18 protein-coding genes and 1 pseudogene are annotated in these 16,865 nt (G+C 55.2%); 10 read left to right on the top strand and 9 right to left on the bottom strand.

What is annotated here, in order from left to right:
* The first annotated feature begins 54 nt into the window (after positions 1-54).
* From IPM58_15850 to IPM58_15825, 6 genes and pseudogenes are all read left to right on the top strand, one after another.
* The gene (locus IPM58_15850) at positions 55-294 is read left to right on the top strand and encodes a BolA family transcriptional regulator (GenBank protein ID MBK9308511.1); all 240 of its coding nucleotides are present in this window, start codon (positions 55-57) and stop codon (positions 292-294) included.
* An 8-nt stretch (positions 295-302) separates the two neighbouring features.
* Complete coding sequence (locus IPM58_15845) at positions 303-626, top strand: glutaredoxin (protein MBK9308510.1); 324 nt, start codon at positions 303-305, stop codon at positions 624-626.
* A 231-nt stretch (positions 627-857) separates the two neighbouring features.
* Positions 858-1,683 (top strand): annotated as a pseudogene (locus IPM58_15840) (cyclase family protein).
* Positions 1,684-2,108: 425 nt separating this feature from the next.
* Positions 2,109-2,420 (top strand): nucleotidyltransferase family protein, encoded by a 312-nt coding sequence (locus tag IPM58_15835; GenBank protein ID MBK9308509.1) that lies wholly within the window; start codon positions 2,109-2,111, stop codon positions 2,418-2,420.
* Positions 2,407-2,751 (top strand): DUF86 domain-containing protein, encoded by a 345-nt coding sequence (locus IPM58_15830; protein ID MBK9308508.1) that lies wholly within the window; start codon positions 2,407-2,409, stop codon positions 2,749-2,751. Before IPM58_15835 ends, IPM58_15830 begins: the two co-directional genes overlap by 14 nt.
* Positions 2,752-2,944: 193 nt before the next feature.
* On the top strand, positions 2,945-3,700 hold the full coding sequence (locus tag IPM58_15825; GenBank protein MBK9308507.1) for a hypothetical protein: 756 nt from the start codon (positions 2,945-2,947) through the stop codon (positions 3,698-3,700).
* Between the two features lie 106 nt (positions 3,701-3,806).
* Here the strand turns inward: IPM58_15825 and IPM58_15820 are convergent, their stop codons facing one another.
* The 3 genes from IPM58_15820 to IPM58_15810 form a co-directional block, all read right to left on the bottom strand.
* Positions 3,807-5,009, bottom strand: coding sequence for a hypothetical protein (locus IPM58_15820; GenBank protein MBK9308506.1), 1,203 nt, complete (start codon positions 5,007-5,009; stop codon positions 3,807-3,809).
* Between the two features lie 294 nt (positions 5,010-5,303).
* Positions 5,304-6,563: an adenosylhomocysteinase gene (locus tag IPM58_15815; protein MBK9308505.1), complete on the bottom strand. Its 1,260-nt coding sequence runs from the start codon at positions 6,561-6,563 to the stop codon at positions 5,304-5,306.
* Positions 6,564-6,660: 97 nt separating this feature from the next.
* Positions 6,661-7,809 (bottom strand): methionine adenosyltransferase, encoded by a 1,149-nt coding sequence (locus IPM58_15810; protein ID MBK9308504.1) that lies wholly within the window; start codon positions 7,807-7,809, stop codon positions 6,661-6,663.
* 329 nt (positions 7,810-8,138) lie between these two features.
* On the opposite strand from IPM58_15810, the gene IPM58_15805 reads away from it, so the two are divergent.
* Both IPM58_15805 and IPM58_15800 read left to right on the top strand, forming a co-directional pair.
* Positions 8,139-8,693: a TlpA family protein disulfide reductase gene (locus IPM58_15805; GenBank protein ID MBK9308503.1), complete on the top strand. Its 555-nt coding sequence runs from the start codon at positions 8,139-8,141 to the stop codon at positions 8,691-8,693.
* A gap of 2 nt (positions 8,694-8,695) precedes the next feature.
* Positions 8,696-9,442, top strand: coding sequence for a sulfite exporter TauE/SafE family protein (locus IPM58_15800; GenBank protein MBK9308502.1), 747 nt, complete (start codon positions 8,696-8,698; stop codon positions 9,440-9,442).
* A 20-nt stretch (positions 9,443-9,462) separates the two neighbouring features.
* Here IPM58_15800 and bamD read toward each other — a convergent pair whose 3' ends face one another.
* Entirely contained in the window at positions 9,463-10,458 is a 996-nt protein-coding gene (gene bamD / locus IPM58_15795) for an outer membrane protein assembly factor BamD (protein ID MBK9308501.1), read from the bottom strand.
* 140 nt (positions 10,459-10,598) lie between these two features.
* Between bamD and IPM58_15790 the strand changes: the two genes are divergently transcribed.
* Complete coding sequence (locus IPM58_15790) at positions 10,599-11,591, top strand: ketoacyl-ACP synthase III (GenBank protein MBK9308500.1); 993 nt, start codon at positions 10,599-10,601, stop codon at positions 11,589-11,591.
* 19 nt (positions 11,592-11,610) lie between these two features.
* On the opposite strand, the gene IPM58_15785 is transcribed toward IPM58_15790, so the two are convergent.
* The 4 genes from IPM58_15785 to IPM58_15770 all read right to left on the bottom strand — a co-directional run bounded on the left by IPM58_15785 (position 11,611) and on the right by IPM58_15770 (position 15,824).
* Entirely contained in the window at positions 11,611-13,548 is a 1,938-nt protein-coding gene (locus IPM58_15785) for a PAS domain-containing protein (GenBank protein MBK9308499.1), read from the bottom strand.
* Positions 13,545-14,246 (bottom strand): response regulator transcription factor, encoded by a 702-nt coding sequence (locus IPM58_15780; protein ID MBK9308498.1) that lies wholly within the window; start codon positions 14,244-14,246, stop codon positions 13,545-13,547. The genes IPM58_15785 and IPM58_15780 overlap by 4 nt, the downstream gene beginning before the upstream one ends.
* 95 nt (positions 14,247-14,341) lie before the next feature.
* Positions 14,342-15,367: a methyltransferase gene (locus IPM58_15775; GenBank protein ID MBK9308497.1), complete on the bottom strand. Its 1,026-nt coding sequence runs from the start codon at positions 15,365-15,367 to the stop codon at positions 14,342-14,344.
* 49 nt (positions 15,368-15,416) lie between these two features.
* A complete protein-coding gene (locus tag IPM58_15770) occupies positions 15,417-15,824 on the bottom strand; it encodes a hypothetical protein (GenBank protein ID MBK9308496.1) in 408 nt (135 codons plus the stop codon).
* On the opposite strand from IPM58_15770, the gene IPM58_15765 reads away from it, so the two are divergent.
* Positions 15,825-16,175: a hypothetical protein gene (locus IPM58_15765; GenBank protein MBK9308495.1), complete on the top strand. Its 351-nt coding sequence runs from the start codon at positions 15,825-15,827 to the stop codon at positions 16,173-16,175.
* 175 nt (positions 16,176-16,350) lie between these two features.
* Here IPM58_15765 and IPM58_15760 read toward each other — a convergent pair whose 3' ends face one another.
* Entirely contained in the window at positions 16,351-16,845 is a 495-nt protein-coding gene (locus tag IPM58_15760; protein MBK9308494.1) for a hypothetical protein, read from the bottom strand.
* Positions 16,846-16,865: the final 20 nt, after the last annotated feature.

The raw sequence follows: 16,865 nt of genomic DNA, 5'->3' as shown, positions 1-16,865 counted from the left end.
TGCGTTTCAGAACCAATTTCGGCTAGGGTATTGAAAATCAAGGAGTGGAGGCCGGTGATTACACCAGACGTACTGACCGAATATATCCGAAAAAGTCTGCCGGATGCCGTGGTGACGGTGACTGATCGTACGGGAACGATGGACCATCTCAAAGTTCTGATCGTCTCAGATGGATTTCAGGGGAAAAATCTCTTGGACCGCCACCGGATGATCTACCAGGCCTTGGATATACCGATGAAGGATGGACGTATCCATGCGCTGGAATTGACTGCACGTACCAGAGATGAAGCATAGGAGGAGACATGGCTGATCCCATTGAAGAAGAAATTCAAAACGAAGTCAAAGCCCATAAAATTTTGATCTATGGTAAGGGTACCAAAATGATGCCGATGTGTGGGTTTACGCGGGAGACCATGCAGTTTTTCGACAAATATGGCTACCCCTACGAGCTCATCGATGTGCTGTCGCAACCGGCTAAGCGCGAAGCGCTGACGAAAATCACGAATTGGCCGACGCTTCCTAAAGTATTTATCGACGGCACCTTCTACGGCGATACCGACGTGCTCGATCCGATGGCCGCCAAGGGCGAGATTGAACCGCTGCTCAAAAAGGCATTCGGGAAGTAAGCAGGGCATCCCTGCTAGTCTCTTGCTCCCCGAGCGCGCAGGCAGGAGCAATAATAATCCACAATTTATGGGCGGCGCTCGCTCGACGGGCGCAGTGAGACCAGCAGGAACGCCCTGCTTAGGGCGTGGGGAGGTGTGCGCGCCTCGTCGGCAATGTGAAGCCGCATCAAATTCCCTCGCCGCGTATTCGTTCCATCCGAGACTTAGAAAGTGAGTATGGAGACTTCTATGATGAGAGGACTCCCATATCTGGCAGGGACGTTGGCCCTAGCGCTATGTTCAACTACCGCAGTGGGTTGTGTCGCTGATCGTCAGCATGGTCAATTGGTTTGGGAACACTCCCGGATTGTCGATCTGACTCACTCGTTTGGATCGGATACGGTTGTCTGGCCTACTGAACAGGATTTCAAACTTATCGGTCAACATGCCGAAGATACGTCTGGTGGCTACTACTATACGTCGAACCGTGTGGAGCTGCCGGAGCATGGGGGCACCCACATCGATGCGCCCATTCACTTCTCCAAAGGAAAGCCGACGCTGGACCAGATTCCCATCGAACGGATGATCGGAGCCGCGGTTCGGATTAATGTTGCTGAGCAATGCGCCGAGAACCGGGATTACCGTTGTTGCGATCTTGGATTTCAAACGATGGGAGGAAGAACACGGTCGGATACCAAACGGATCCATTGTTCTACTGGACACGGGCTTCGCCAACTTCTGGCCAGGTCGGAAGGACTACCTGGGAACGGAGCTGAGAGGGGAGGAAGGGGTGCGAGCATTGCATTTCCCAGGGCTTCATCCTGAAGCGGCAGCTTGGCTGGTACGTGAACGATACGTCAAAGCAGTTGGGATCGACACGGCATCGATCGATTATGGGCAGTCGACCAAGTTCGAGACACATGTAGCGTTACTTTCAGCAAATGTTCCAGTGTTTGAGAATCTTGCCAATCTTGGCGACTTGCCTGATCGAGGCTTTGACGTGGTCGCATTGCCCATGAAAATCGCCGGTGGGACGGGCGGGCCACTGCGGATTATTGCGATAGTGCCGCGTTCTTAGTCATCGAATCTTCTCTACTACAGTGTAGCGGCTTCCTTCTTCGCCTTTTTCGGTTCCGGCAGAGCCATGTATACTCGTACACATGAAACCTCGGCAACAGCCTAGCTTTCAGGAGTCACAACGGCGACCAAGCAAGCTGAGTCAGCAGCTTGCTGACGAGAAGATTGAACGGGCTAGGCGTCAGACTCCGGAAGAACGGCTGGCCATTGCATTGAACCTCTCTGATATCTGCTACGAATTGAACCGGTGTTCTCCGAGGGGGTATCGGCTCCTTCCTTCTGATATCTCGACTTGATGTTTTCTTGACCCTGGTTGGCACGCAGAGGATAATCTGCGTTACAGGGGGGCATGGCAATGTCCCTAGAACATTTAAGGGAATCGCTTCACCCAGAGACGTGGTCCCCATAGTATCCGATGGGTATTCGATGAGTGGGAAAGCACATATTAGCATCTCCAAAGAAGGGCTTGAAGCGTTCTGCCGACAATATCATATTCGCAAGTTATCCCTCTTCGGGTCCGTGCTCCGGGATGATTTTCGATCGGATAGTGATGTGGATGTGCTTGTCGAGTTTGAGTCCGATCATGGACCAGGCTTCATTGCCCTCTTCCGGATGGAGCAGGAGTTGTCTCGCCTCTTGAGTGGACGGAAGGTAGACCTGATCACGGAAAAATTTCTGAACCGTCGAATTAAAGATCGGGTGCTGGCCGCTGCCGAGGTCCAGTATGCCGAAGGATGACCTGGTCTATGTCGGCCACATGCTGGACAAAGCCCAGGAAACACTCTCGCTAGTTCACGAGAAAACTCGCCAAGATTACGATCGTGATACCGTCCTCCGCTTAGCTCTCACACATCTGATCCAAGTAATAGGAGAAGCAGCCCGCCGTGTCTCTCCCCCATTCCGTGAGAGGTACCCAGAGATTCCGTGGGACGCCATCGCGGGTATGAGGAACAAGATCGTGCACGATTACATGGATGTGGACGAAGACATCGTCTGGGATTCCGTGGCCCATGAATTGCCTTTGCTGGTGGAAGAATTGAAACGGATCGTTCCAAGCGAGAACTTGTAACGCTGAGGACCGAATGTCTGACCCTAAACAATATTTCCCGAAAAATCAGCTTATGTCTCCATTCACACTCTTGGCTGGATCCTCACCATCCTTGATAGAAATCAAATCCATCATTATTTTGGCTCCTTCGCTCTAGCTCAATACGAAGCCTCGATCGCGTCGACCTTAGCCATAAGCCATAGGTGAAATGCAAATGCCTGCCAATGAAGAGCAGCGTATCGCTATTGCAGAGGAGAAGTTGCGTCGATTTCTAGCTCTTGCAGATGATGTACTTGCGCTCCGAACGCAAATCCAGCGGCAACTAGATCAGCAAGTCAGGCACCTTAGCCATACCCTTCGTAACCGAGTTCTAGTGGCGCTCTATCTGAAGACCCTAGACTCTTTTGATCGCCTTATTGTCGATGCAAGGGAGAAGAGATCTGAGTGCTCACACCATCTTAAAACCATGGCGGAAAGTTTTATCTATTCTGGATGGGTGGGTAAGGATCAGGGAGACACCAGGGCAAAGCTCATCTTGGCGGATGGTTATCGATCAAAGGTTGTTTACTACGGACTTCTTGAAGAGCAAGAACTCGCAGCCCAGTGGGGCAGTCTACAAAGTCAGGTGCTTGAAGGGATAAGGACTGAATGGAAAGATTTTCACCGTAGCTCCCTCGAACAAATTGCTGATGAGGGGAATCGGTCGGATCACTATCGGCAAGTCTACCGTCTTGCATGTGAAGCAGCCCATTTGGGAGATCTTTTTATGTATATGCCTCCACAGCCGGAAGGGCAAGGGATTGGATTTTCTGACCAGTCAATGATGAGAGCATATGTTTGCCTAAAATTTGGCCTCATCTTGGCTTGCGATATGCTTCATGATGCAACGGATTCGCTGGGTATTCATTTTGATGCGCAGCTTGAAGACTTCCGGGGGCGGTGGCGAGCAGTAATTGATTTGCATCCTTAGATGGCATGATGCTGAGGAGAGACCGAATTCAGATGAATAGTGAAAGGATAGTTGTCGGTCGCTGGGTAACCTCGGTGTCTCAAATGAGGCTGCACTGAGCTTTGGCTTAGCCTGCGATGGTCTGTTTCGTTTCGTCTAAATGTTTTTGCAGATAGGTCATGAACGGTGTGCCGCCGGTACCGACAGCCGTGGGATTGGTCGCACTGGTTTGATGTTGGCGATGGATGTAGCTGTCAGCGTAGCCGATATGGATTTCCCGGAACTGGGCCAGCAGATCAACACACGCAGAGTAGGCAGACCACAGTTTGGGGTGACTCTGCCTTCGATCATGGATACAGCCAGACAGCCGGGCACGTCCCTGATCATCGGTCTGGCTTTCAAGGGCCTGAAGAAAGGCACGGTGGCGGGGAGGCATGTACTCGCGCATCTCTTGCAGATACACCGTCAACAGATCGGGCTCATGGTGGATGCCCAGTCCGGCGTCTAGGCAAGGCACGATTGTGCTCTGTGCGCCGGTTTCACCACGAAACAGTTGTGGCCGTTGAGCATAGGCTTCCACTTTGTCATAGATGAGCCCATCGGGCAGGGACGGACTATTCTTCCAGCCATGGATGTAGGGTCTCACGCGGGTGTAGTACACATAGGGGTCGCAGCGCTCTTTCATGCGGAGCAGCGTGTCCCGCATGGCGGTTTGCGCGGACGCCAAGGCTTGCAGACCCAACAGCACCTCATCATCCTTTCCTTCCGATGCTCCATTGATCGCCCGCACTAGACCCTCTAGGCCAGGCCCCGCCTGCTGTTCGATCTGGATGTGGACGACGACGAACCACTCTTCATCCAGCCCGCCGAGAAAATTCTGCAGCAGCACGATGTTGTCGAGCTGAATTGGCTTGGTCCCATCAAGCCGACGCCAGTTGTCCAGGGCGTAGGAGGCATAGGACAGGACGGGCGGACGACCGAGCTTCTGCGCGATTTCATACCAGGGCTGTGCGACTTGGGAGGGGAGCTTGGTGGCGGGATGACCGGGTGTTTCCCACACATACGCGTGACCGGCAAAGGAAAGAATTCGCATCGCAGCTCTGCACTCGTCGTCACGCCAACCAGATGGAACTGATGGGAGCAACGACGGTTGTTCGTCGATAAACCGTCGAACCCGCCGCGCACTCAACAGCTTCGGTAGCTTCTGACCCAAATGATTCAGCGACGGACTGTCGGGAAGAGATTCACATGGATCAGACGGCAGGAATCCACGTTCAGGAGATATTCCAAAGGTTGAGAGCGACAGCGGCTGAGACGTGCCTGAATCCACAGAGGCCTCCTGGCCTCACTCTACCACTCCTGGAAGAGATTGCAATCGATGTCTGTCGCGACAAGCTCGATTCCGGGTCTGCCATGCCGTTGCCTAACGGGGAAGCGGAAGCAGGATCAAAACAAAAAGGCCGCCTCAATTGAGGCGGCCTTTTCTATTTCTTTTCCCTTGCAGGTGTGATGCGGGTGCTCTCAACTGCGCGCATTCACCGAGCATCGCCCGTTATTTATAGTATGATCGATCTTGCATGCGCGGTGAGCGAGCACTGAGAGTACCCGCACCGCGCCTTGCTCCCTATGTCCCCATTTCCCAGGATGCGAGATACTTCTTCTGTTCCTTCGTCAGCGTATCGATCGCCACGCCCATCCCTGCCAGCTTCAGGCGAGCAATTTCCTTGTCGATCACTGCCGGCACCGGATAGACCTTCTTCTCCAACATCTTGTAGTTCTTCACGAGATATTCTGCGCCCAGTGCTTGGTTGGCAAAACTCATATCCATGACGCTGGAGGGGTGCCCTTCTGCGGTGGCGAGGTTGACCAGTCGACCTTCGCCGAGCAAGCTGACCCGGTGGCCGCTTTTCTTGAGCGTAAACTGTTCGACGCCGGTACGCACCACCCGTCGTTTGCTGGCCATCTTCTCCAGGGCCGGGATATCCAACTCCACGTTGAAGTGCCCGCTGTTGCACACGATGGCGCCGTCTTTCATGGCGGCGAAATGTTCGCCGCGGATCACGTGAATGTTACCGGTCACGGTCACAAAGAAATCGCCGACCGGGGCGGCCAGTTCCATGGGCATGACGCGGAACCCGTCCATGAGGGCTTCGAGACCTTTCAACGGATCCACTTCGGTCACGATGACATCTGCTCCCATACCCTTGGCACGCATCGCGATACCGCGTCCGCACCAGCCATAGCCCACGACGACGACGACGGAGCCGCAGACCAACCGGTTTGTCGCGCGCACAATGCCGTCCATAGTGGATTGTCCGGTGCCGTACCGGTTATCGAACATATGCTTTGTGTCGGCGTCGTTGACGGAGATGACTGGGAACTTGAGGACCTTCTTCTCCGCCATGCTGCGCAACCGGATCACGCCGGTGGTCGTTTCCTCCGTACCGCCGATCACGTTTTTTAGCAGCTCCTTCCGCTTGGAATGGAGGTGTGACACCACGTCGGCGCCGTCATCCATGGTGACGTGCGGACGATGGGCGATGGCCGATTCGATATGCCGATAGTAGGTGGGATTGTCTTCACCTTTGATGGCAAACGTCGGAACACCTTCGTGTTGAACCAGGGCAGCGGCCACATCGTCTTGAGTGCTGAGTGGATTCGACGCGCACAGACGCACGTCCGCTCCGCCGGCCTTGAGTGTAATCGCAAGATTGGCGGTTTCTGTGGTCACGTGTAGGCAGGCTGTGACTCGCACACCCTTCAATGGTTGCTCGCGCTTGAATCGTTTACGAATCAACCGCAACACGGGCATGGTGGCTTCAGCCCATTCGATCTTTAATTTACCTTGGTCCGCGAGCTTGATATCTCTGACATCGTAATCCACAAAAATCCTCCTTCTTGGTGAGTGCGAATCGCCATCATGAAAAGGGGGGCGGGTAGAGCACCCGTCCCCCTTGCCGATGCGCTTGGGAACGATCCGGTTATAGCCCAGCGTCTTTACGCAGCGCTTTGGCTTTGTCGGTTTTTTCCCATGTAAACTCTGGTTCGCTCCGTCCAAAATGCCCGTACGCGGCAGTCTTTCGGAAGATCGGTCGCCGGAGCTTGAGATGATCGATAATGCCCCGAGGGGTCAGGGGAAAATGCTTACGCACGAGTTTGTCGAGCAGATCGACCGACACCTTTTCGGTATTCTTCGTATCAACCAGCACTGATACCGGATCGGCTACTCCGATGGCGTAGGCCAGCTGTACCTCGCACTTGTCGGTCAATCGGGCAGCGACGAGATTTTTCGCGATATACCGAGCCATGTAGGACGCAGAGCGGTCCACCTTCGTGGGGTCCTTGCCGGAGAACGCTCCCCCGCCATGACTGCCATGTCCGCCGTAGGTGTCGACGATGATTTTCCGGCCGGTGAGGCCGGTATCACCCATCGGGCCACCCACCACGAAGCGGCCGGTTGGATTGATATGATGCTTCACGCTGGTTGGGTCATAGAGCCCCTTCGGCATCACGGGCTTGATCACCTTTTCCATGAGGTCGCGTTCGAGTTGCTTATTGGTGACATCGGGACTGTGTTGTGTGGAAACGACAATCGTATCGATCCGCACAGGTTTGCCGTTCTTGTACTCGACGGTCACCTGGGATTTGCCGTCCGGGCGTACCCACTTGAGAATGTTCTTCTTCCGTACCTCTGCCAAACGCTTCGTCAGCCGGTGAGCCAACACGATCGGCATCGGCATGAGCTCGTCAGTTTCATTCGTGGCATATCCGAACATCAAGCCCTGATCACCGGCTCCCCCGGAATCCACGCCCATCGCGATATCGCCGGATTGTTGGTGAATGGCAGTCAGAACTGAGCAGGTATGATAGTCGAATCCCCACGAAGCATCACAATATCCGACATCCTTAATGACTTCGCGGATAATATCAGGGATCTCAACATACGCCTTTGTGGAAATTTCACCCGCAACCAGCGCGATACCGGTGGTCAGGATGGTTTCGCAGGCAACACGGGAATATTTGTCCTGAGCAATGATGGCGTCCAAGATGCCATCAGAAATTTGGTCCGCGATCTTGTCCGGATGGCCTTCAGTGACCGATTCCGACGTGAACAGATAATTGTCTCTCATATGCCCTCGTGGGTTTAGGTTATGAAAAGCAGCCGCGATTCTGTCTGTCGTTACTTATGAAAATGTGAGGATGTGGTGCTGAATGACGAGCCACGCACAAGCCCGGCTAATTCTAGAGACATCAATCGAGTTTGTCTATCACTTCGGCGATAGGCGTTTGAAAAAGTGTCACAAGTTGTTAGCTTGACGCAGGTTTTCGGAGACTTGTAACATGGATAAGATTATCAGAAATTACTGGGATGCCGGGCATGCTGTCACATTCGAGCATCCGTCACGATCCGTAAGATCGTAACTCTGCCGCGTCTGAGCACGTATTATTTAAAGCAATTATGGGACATCCTCTCGCTGCACCGTTCTTCGCCCTTGTGGTTACTGGTGGGATCCTTCTGGGGTCTTTCTCCGGAGCGGAGCCAGTCCGGTCTGGGAAACGATCAGCTCTTGAACGGGGTGTGGTTCAAGTCGGTGACCAAGCGCCCAACTTTACCCTGCGCGATCTGACCGGACAGGTGAGGAGCCTGTCACAATTCAGAGGCAAAGTCGTTCTCCTGAATTTCTGGGCGACCTGGTGTGGGCCATGTCGCGTCGAGATGCCAGCCATGGAACAGCTGTATCAAGCGTTTCCACGACCGGAATTTGAAATTCTTGCGGTGTCAACCGACGCACAGGGGCCGGCTGTGACAGGCCCATTTCAACAGCGAATGGGATTGACCTTTCCCATTCTCCATGACTCGGAGTACCGCACTGGGTTGGTGTATGGAGCTCGCACATTGCCGATCACCTTCATGCTTGACCGCCAAGGGGTTGTGCGGCAGAAAATCTTTGGCGCTCGCGATTGGGCGTCACCTGAAGCCCGTGAATTGATACAGGAGCTGATGAAATCATAGCGATGACACAATCAATCCCACAGATCTCTCTGATCGCCGCATTTTCTGCAGGGCTGCTCTCGTTCGTTTCTCCATGTGTGCTGCCGTTGGTGCCAAGTTATATCTCGTACATCACGGGGCTCTCGGTCGAGCAGCTCACCGACGCGTCCGAGCGCATGAAATTCAGGAAGGCGATCGTCGTGAACTCCCTCCTGTTCATTGCAGGGTTTTCCTCGGTTTTCATTGCCTTTGGGGCATCGGCGAGCTTTCTGGGCCAGATCTTGATCACCCATCAGGACCTCATCCGCCGAATAGGGGGGGGCTTGATCATCGTGTTCGGTCTGTATCTGCTTGGGATTCTGAATCTCAAGTTCCTGAAGATGGAGCATCGGTATCAGTTTCGTAACAGACCGGCTGGATACCTGGGGTCGTTCCTGATCGGAGTGGCCTTTGCCGCGGGATGGACACCCTGTGTCGGACCGGTGCTGGGATCCATTCTCCTCTACGCAAGTACCACTGATTCACTGCTCAACGGCGTCGTGCTGTTGACCTTTTACTCGCTCGGCTTGGGCTTGCCGCTATTCCTTACGGCGTTGGGGGTGGATCGATTTCTCGCCTATTTCAAAGAAGTGCGCGCCTATTTGTGGGGAGTGTCAATGGTGAGCGGAGTCATGCTGATTCTCGTCGGGGTGATGATCTACGCGAATTCGCTCACCATGGTGACGAGTTTCTTGGAACGCTATGGGATCGGTTGGTATTTAGGGCAGTAGCGAGCCTTGTGAATGCTTGATTAGCACCAGGCGCCAAGCCGACAGGCTGTGAAGGCGTTTCCGAACGTCGTCTCCGTAGGAGGGGTATGTGGCTGGCTGAGCGCTTGGGGAACACCAAGTGTCCCGATTGGCGAAGTGGGCGACGAAAAAACCGATGATTGGTGAGGAATCCGTGATGGACTGTTTGGAATAGCCGTCGGAGCGGCATCGGACAGAGAAACTGGGTCCGATTTCTGTGCAAGGAACGTTTTAGAGGGAGCCCCACCGATTTTTTCCAACAACGTGCTCCCGGCATCGGCGACCGTACTATGTGGATGTTTGTCCAGGAGGGCGACGAGATTATCTTTTGCCCAATCGTCGGCCCCCATTTCATGGTACGCCTTGGCTTGATGATACAAGGCATCTGAGGCGGCGGGTTTATCGGGATAGGTTTTGATGACCTGTCCGAACCGGTGTGCGGCGGCAAGATATGAACCTCGCCGGTAGTAGAATTGTCCTACGAAGAGGTGCATTTGGGCGATCCAATCATGGCACTCTTCGAGTTTTTGCTGAGCTTGCATGTCGTAGCGGCTACCGGGGAAATCTCTTCTCATCTGTTCGAATGCGGCGATGGCCTTGTGCATCGGTTCAGGGTCTCGGTCGATCGTCTTTGCCATCATGACATGAATTTCACCGATTCTGAATGCCGCATAAGGAGCCAGTACGTGATTGCGATGAAGGTCCATGAAGTGGTTGTACTCGACGAGGGCCTCCGCATATTCTTCCTTCTCAAAATACGCTTCCCCCCGCTTCATGATGACATTGGGATGGTAGTGGTTGTCGAGGGTATCGCCGATGAAAATTTGTTCATCTGTGCCACTGATGACTTTCTTGAGCCCACTCCGCACGTCGCCGGCAGTGATATCACCGGCACAAGAGACCAAGAAGACGGATCCCACAGTGAGGCACCCGACCAGCCGAAGGCGTGACAACGTTGATGACGAAAGGGCCCCAAGAGGAGAACCTAATCGATTCATACCTAATACACATAGCAAGGAAAGCGGTAAAAATCAATCACACGGTTAGTTCGGTTGACCCGTCTGCTGATGCTCCCTATAATCCCCTCGCCGCGACAGCAGCGTGAACAATTTTGAAAAACATGCTCATGGCTTAGAGGATGATCCGACCCCGACTCATTGGCACAGGCAGCTATGTACCGTCCCGTGTGGTTACCAACGATGAGCTTGCCGGGCTGACCGGGGTCCCTCCGGCTGATATTGAACGCCTCACTGGTATTCGGACGCGTCGGTGGGCTGCAGCGCATGAAGCGTCTTCCGACATGGCCATTGCCGCCGGGCGTCAAGCGCTGGAGGCTGCGGAGTGTACACCTTCCTCTATCGATGTCATTATCGTGTCCACAACGTCCCCTGATATGGCGTTTCCATCGACCGCGTGCGCGGTCCAGCGAGGCTTGGGATGTAAACAGATTGGCGCGTTTGACATATCCGCCTCCTGCTCGGGTTTTTTGTACGCCCTTTCCATGGCGCGGGCCATGATTCAGAGCACCCAGGTTCGGACCTGCTTGGTGATTGGGTCGGAGGTGAAGTCCCGATCCCTGGATTATCAGGATAAAGCGACAACCCTGCTGTTCGGAGACGGAGCCGGAGCCGTTATCGTCCGAGGCGAAGACGATCGCAGCCCTGAGTGGCGAGGGATTCTCGGCGTCAAGTTATATGCTGATGGGGCGCACCATGGACTTATCCGCGTTCCTGGCGGTGGGTCAAGGATGCCGCTGACATCCGAGGCGTTCAGAACAAAAGGGCATGCGCTTCGCATGCGTGGGGCGCCGCTCTTCCGTTTGGCCGTGCGACGAGTCGAACATGCGGTACAGGAAATCTTGAAGGAATTCGGCGTTCGTTCTGAGGATATCCGGCAGGTGGTCCTCCATCAGGCGAACGGGAGGATCTTGTCTCACATCGCTGGTCGCTTGGGAGTCGGCCGCGATTATCTGGCATCGGTGATCGAACGATACGGCAACACGTCCTCAGCATCTCTGCCGATCGCGCTCGACGACGCGGTTCGCCGTGGAAACGTTTCACCCGGAGATCTGGTGCTGCTCGGCAGTTTTGGCGGGGGGCTGACGTGGGCCACGAGCCTCATCCGCTGGTAGAACCTAAGGAGTCTCTGTCTTACTCAACCCCCACCCCCACCCCCCCACCAAACCCCCCCCCACCCCCCACCCCCCCCCCCCCCACCCCCCCCCCCCCCCCAACAAACCCTTCGCCATCCCATTGAGCCAGGAGATGGCGTTCGGGGTTGATGGGGAGGCGAACAACAAATCGACTTCCCCGCGGCTGGTTCGCCTCCACCCAGACCTGTCCTCCGTGTCCTTCAACGATGTGTTTCACGATGGCTAATCCCAATCCGGTTCCTCCTAGCTCGCGAGATCGTGCTCTGTCAACACGGTAAAAGCGCTCGAACACGCGTGGCCTGTCCTGTTCAGGGATGCCGATTCCAGTATCAGCCACGCTGATATCGATCGCATTTATGGGGAGCTCGATCTTTCCTTGAGGAGAAACCAGCGTGGCGCTGACCGCAATCGTCCCGCCCACCGGGGTATACTTGATTGCGTTATCGAGGAGGTTGGTGAGCACCTGGACAAGGCGCCCTTCGTCTCCTGCTATTGCCGGGAGCCCTGAATCGATTGTCGTGGAAAGGTGATGACGATTTTTGTCGGCGATCGGTTTGACGACGGCAAGCGCGCGCTCCAGCAAAGGCATGAGCTCGATTGGTTCTTCCTTGAATGAAATGCTACCTGACTCGATCTTTGACAATTCGAGCAAGTCTTGGATGATCAGATTCAATCGATCGCTTTGTTTGAGAATGATATCCAAAAAATTCGAGGAAGCCACCGGGTCGTCTTTAGCTCCATCGAGAAGGGCTTCCACATAACCCTTGATGGACGTGAGCGGCGTGCGAAGCTCGTGCGAGACGTTCGCGACGAAATCTTTCCGGATCTTCTCCAACCGACGAAGGTCCGTAATATCGTGAAAGACCAACACGACACATGCTTCGTTTTCTCGTTTGCCTCCCGCGGGGGAGGCTTCGATCTGGAGGCATCGTGCCGTCAGAGGCAGTATGATTTCATCCTGATGATGGGCTGGCGAGTGCAGGATGCCGGCCACCAGTTCATTGAGCTGCTGATGGCGAAATAGGTCGGTGCACGGTCGACCGCGTGCCTCAACGCGGGAGATGCCGAACATCCGCTCCAGTGCCGGATTGACCTGCAGGACGTGGCCTCGATAGTCCAAGACCATGACGCCTTCAACCATTGACGTCAGGACTGCCAAGAGTTGAGCTCGATCCTCAGACAGCTCATCGATTTTGGTTTGAAGCTGGTCGGCTACATGATTCAGCGTGGAGGCCAAGAGGCCGACTTCATCCTGTGCAGTTGTCCGGATGTGGAGCGCATGGATGCCGGTATCCAGTTGTCGAGCAGCCGACACGATATCGGAAAGTGGCTTGGTAATGCTGCGCGCCAACCACACACTAAGCGTAAGGGCCACGAGGAATGCTACTCCCAGCGCGAGAATGATCTGCTCCCGCGTCTTTGATAGCTCGCGGTCAAGCACAACCATCGGCAGCCCCACCCGTACGACAAGCGGTGACGTGTCCTGGGTCGTCTTCAGGAGGACGGCCCGATACATCGTCCGTTCACCGGTGGTATGGCTCGAGCGGATATCCTGTCCCTGTCCCAGAGACAACGCCTGATCGACTTCAGGTCGAGACGTGTGGCTCTCGAGTGTCGAGAGTTCCGTATCTCGTACCGCACTGTCGGCAAGGACGGTTCCATCGGCGGCAATGAGGGTCACCCGGGCCATAGTCCGACTGCTGAGGTCGCGTGTGGTGTCCTGGAGGTGAGTGGAGGGGAGGAATGACCGATCTGTGTCAAAGAGGGACTGGAACCCGTACTCGACGAGCTTTGTTTTGGCCTCAAGTACCTCGCCCAGTTGTGCCAGGTGTTGCCTTTCGAGAGCCTGAATCGTCATCACGCCGGCAATGAGCAGGCCACAGGCCACTGCTGCCAGCGTTCCGGTCATGATCTTCCAGCGGATCGACCACGTCATCCTGGCTCGTCGACGTCTTTCAGTTTGTACCCAAGTGATTTGACCGAGACGATAGCTTCTTCAAGAAGCGGTAGCTTCTGTTTCAACCGTCGGATATGCACGTCGACCGTCCTGGTTGTTCCATAGTAGTCGTAACCCCAAACGGCATTGAGCAATACCTCGCGGGTAAGTACCCGGCCTCGATGACGCAGCAAGTGTTCGAGCAAACCGAATTCCTTGGCCGTTAACGTCACCTCTTGTTTGCCGACGGTGACCTCATGCCGGGAGAGATTCATGGTGAGCGTCTCATACCGATAGAGGTCAGGCTCGGTCTCTGGTGTACGGTCGACCCGACGCAGGAGGGCTTTCACACGAGCGACCAGTGTCTTGGGGCTGAAGGGCTTGGTGACGTAGTCGTCTGCGCCCAGTTCCAGCCCGACGATCGTGTCCGATTCCTCCGCTTTCGCCGTCAACATGATGATCGGGAGCATGGCGGTATCCGGAGCGGAACGGAGACGCTTGCAGACTTCCAGCCCGCCCATCTCGGGTAACATGAGATCGAGGACGACTAAATCAGGGGTCCCTTCAGAGACTTGCTTCAGGGCTTCGAGTCCAGTGGTTGCGATGATGGTTCGAAACCCTTCTTTTTCAACGTAGTGCTTGACGAGCTGCAGGATATCGCGCTCATCTTCGACGATCAGAATTTTCTTGTGAGTCAGGTTACCCATGCGGTTCTCTCAGCGTACGGAGGGTGGAAAAAGTTGTCAAGTAACTGTCGGAAGGCGAGAGTGAGAGTCGTCTGCTGCCGGACCGACTATTTGTAGGCCACTGCCGCGCTCGACGGGCCTGCAAGATGAATGATCTCGAACCGCTTGAATCCAACCTCGCCGCACCATCGGCGAAAATCTGCGCCTGAATAATCGAACGCATCGCCGAATTCGATGAGCATGTTGAGGGACATGAGCAACCCCTGTACGTTCTCACGCCGGGCATCATCAATCAGTGCTTCGATGGCCACCAACGCTCCGCCGACGGGTAGCGCGTCGTAGGCTGAACGAATCAGGTGCATCTTCTTCTCAAGATTCCAGTCGTGCAGGATCATACCCATCGTGATGAGATCCGCCTTTGGAAGCCGGTCCTCGAAGAAGTCGCCAGATGCGGTGCGCACCCGACCGTCTAGCCCGGCATCAGCGATGTGTCTCTTCGCAATCGGTTCAACGACCGGCAGATCAAAACTCGTACACGTGAGATGTGGATGTCGTTTCGCGACCTCGATGCTGAGCAGACCAGTCGCGCCGCCGATGTCGCAAAGGGTTTTGAATTGTGAAAAGTCGAATGTTTCTGCGAATGCCTCGAAGTTGACACGGGAGAGGCCGGTCATGGCGCCCATGAATTGTTCAAGTCCGGGCAGGTCGGAGTAGAGCTCTTCAAACATTCCTTTCTGCCCGTGCTTGACTTCATTCTGTGGCAGGCCTGTCTGCAAGGCTTCGGGCAGATCGTTCCAAAACTTGAACAGTCGTGCGTTGAGCATCACCAGAATGCCGCCGATATACCGTGGGCTCGCGGCATCGAGGAACAGTGCGCCCTCGGGTGTGTTGAAATATCTTGCCTGTGGGCCGTCGTTCTCACGGTCGAGGAACTTCATTGCCACGAGGGTATCAAAGAAATCAGGATTCGCGCGCGGGTGCAATCGCAATTCGTTCCCCAACTCCGCCCCTGTAAGACGACGGTTGCCGAGCGTCGTGAATAGTCCAAGTTCGACGGCCGTGAGGAGGGCCTTTGAGCTCCAAAAGCCGAAGGCGGTGTCTAAGATCGCGGAAGGATTCAGAGGCGCATTCATGTGACGGCATTTCCCTTGCGTGTACAGACGAATGGCTCACTGCTCCTGATCAGTGATCTGTTTGGCGCCTGGCTCTAACGTCGGCGAGAATCCCGCAGAGCTCGATGAACACCCTCACATTCCCAGTGGTGTCCTTACGAGCGACCGTGACGAGCAGGTCTGATCCGGGGTCGGCATAGAGCATGACTTCCTGGCTTCCGAAATATCTTGCTGGAAATTCGGGCTCAGCTATTTCAGCCACGCCAGAGGGCGCAATTGGATAGATACCGAGTCTCGAGCCCGTCGTCACCTGAATTGCGTAAAAGACTGATTGATTCGGTTGCCCGAAACCGTTGATACCAAGAAACTTCACGTGGAACCGCTTGTTGGCGGGAACGGTGCAGATGACGACATCCTTGCTGCTCTCTCCGCTCCTCAAGTTGACGATCGCTCCGGTTTGAAAAGGTCGTTGAGCCATGTGAAGCGCCTCCTTCTCTCAGCCATCAGTAGTGCCGGCAATCGGTATGAGCTCCCCGCTCGTGATGCGATGTCATTCGACGATGAGGGTACGGGGCAGGACAGAGCGAGTCAAGCGGATGGCAACGTTCCCAGATGGTTAGTGACGCACGGTAATTGTCCCACCCAGCTCGTCGTCTGCCCGATGAAGGGGGCAGTAGAAGCGGTAGGTCATGGTCTCGCTCTCGGCGGTGACCACATCGCTCGACATCCGATTTCTGTCGATCACGATTTGCTCGGTTTCCTCTGGTGCGATGGTTACGCGAACCGGTCGTGTGACCTGAGCGCCACTCTCATCAACCGATTCGAATAACCCTGGGGCTTCAAAGGGGCCGGGGGGGTGGCGGGCGGGCCCCCCCGCGGCGGCAGCGGGGCCCAAGGGAGGGGGGGCGGGGGGCGGGGCCGGCCCCGGGGGGGGACGCGGCGGGGGGGGGGGGGGCGCCGCGCCCGACCCCCCCCCCGTTCCCCTCCGCACCCCCCCCCCCCCCTCACCCACCTCCGATATCCCCACGGGTTTCAATGACAAAGATCTCACCCTTCACCTCAGGATGGATGTCGCACCACAGGGCATGGTGCACGCTTTCGGCGCCACCGGTGAGCGGATCAAAGTTTGTGGGTGCTGTGGAGAAACGGAGCGTCATGGTCTTTCCGGCATCGATATGAAACGACTTAAATTTCTTCGCTCGTACCTCCGTCCCTCCTTCTACCTTGACGGGAATGTCTTTGAACAACGTCGACGCTAATCCGTGAGTGACGGAATCCTCGTTTTTCACCACAATGATCGTATCTTGCGATGGCATTGTAATCCCCACCGTCTCATAGCCGTGCTGGCGATCCTTGATGGTGATCTCCACCTTTGAAGGCGGCGCTTCCATCCCAGGGGTCTGCGCACAGGCAATCGTGGAACCACTGTTCCAGATTGTCCAAGCAGCGACAGCACAAAGAATGGATGACTTCACTACACTACATCGATGCACTCTCATGCCTTACCTCCTTTTTGATA

This window comes from Nitrospira sp., assembly GCA_016715825.1.
Lineage (GTDB): Bacteria > Nitrospirota > Nitrospiria > Nitrospirales > Nitrospiraceae > Nitrospira_D.
This window is presented reverse-complemented; position numbering and strand designations above follow the sequence as displayed.

Coding starts and splice junctions, on each gene's coding strand:
- IPM58_15845 (MBK9308510.1), top strand. CDS start 303: ATGGCTGATCCCATTGAAGAAGAAATTCAAAACGAAGTCAAAGCCCAT.
- IPM58_15835 (MBK9308509.1), top strand. CDS start 2,109: ATGAGTGGGAAAGCACATATTAGCATCTCCAAAGAAGGGCTTGAAGCG.
- IPM58_15830 (MBK9308508.1), top strand. CDS start 2,407: ATGCCGAAGGATGACCTGGTCTATGTCGGCCACATGCTGGACAAAGCC.
- IPM58_15825 (MBK9308507.1), top strand. CDS start 2,945: ATGCCTGCCAATGAAGAGCAGCGTATCGCTATTGCAGAGGAGAAGTTG.
- IPM58_15810 (MBK9308504.1), bottom strand. CDS start 7,809: ATGAGAGACAATTATCTGTTCACGTCGGAATCGGTCACTGAAGGCCAT.
- IPM58_15805 (MBK9308503.1), top strand. CDS start 8,139: ATGGGACATCCTCTCGCTGCACCGTTCTTCGCCCTTGTGGTTACTGGT.
- IPM58_15800 (MBK9308502.1), top strand. CDS start 8,696: ATGACACAATCAATCCCACAGATCTCTCTGATCGCCGCATTTTCTGCA.
- bamD (MBK9308501.1), bottom strand. CDS start 10,458: ATGAATCGATTAGGTTCTCCTCTTGGGGCCCTTTCGTCATCAACGTTG.
- IPM58_15790 (MBK9308500.1), top strand. CDS start 10,599: ATGATCCGACCCCGACTCATTGGCACAGGCAGCTATGTACCGTCCCGT.
- IPM58_15785 (MBK9308499.1), bottom strand. CDS start 13,548: ATGACGTGGTCGATCCGCTGGAAGATCATGACCGGAACGCTGGCAGCA.
- IPM58_15775 (MBK9308497.1), bottom strand. CDS start 15,367: ATGAATGCGCCTCTGAATCCTTCCGCGATCTTAGACACCGCCTTCGGC.
- IPM58_15770 (MBK9308496.1), bottom strand. CDS start 15,824: ATGGCTCAACGACCTTTTCAAACCGGAGCGATCGTCAACTTGAGGAGC.
- IPM58_15760 (MBK9308494.1), bottom strand. CDS start 16,845: ATGAGAGTGCATCGATGTAGTGTAGTGAAGTCATCCATTCTTTGTGCT.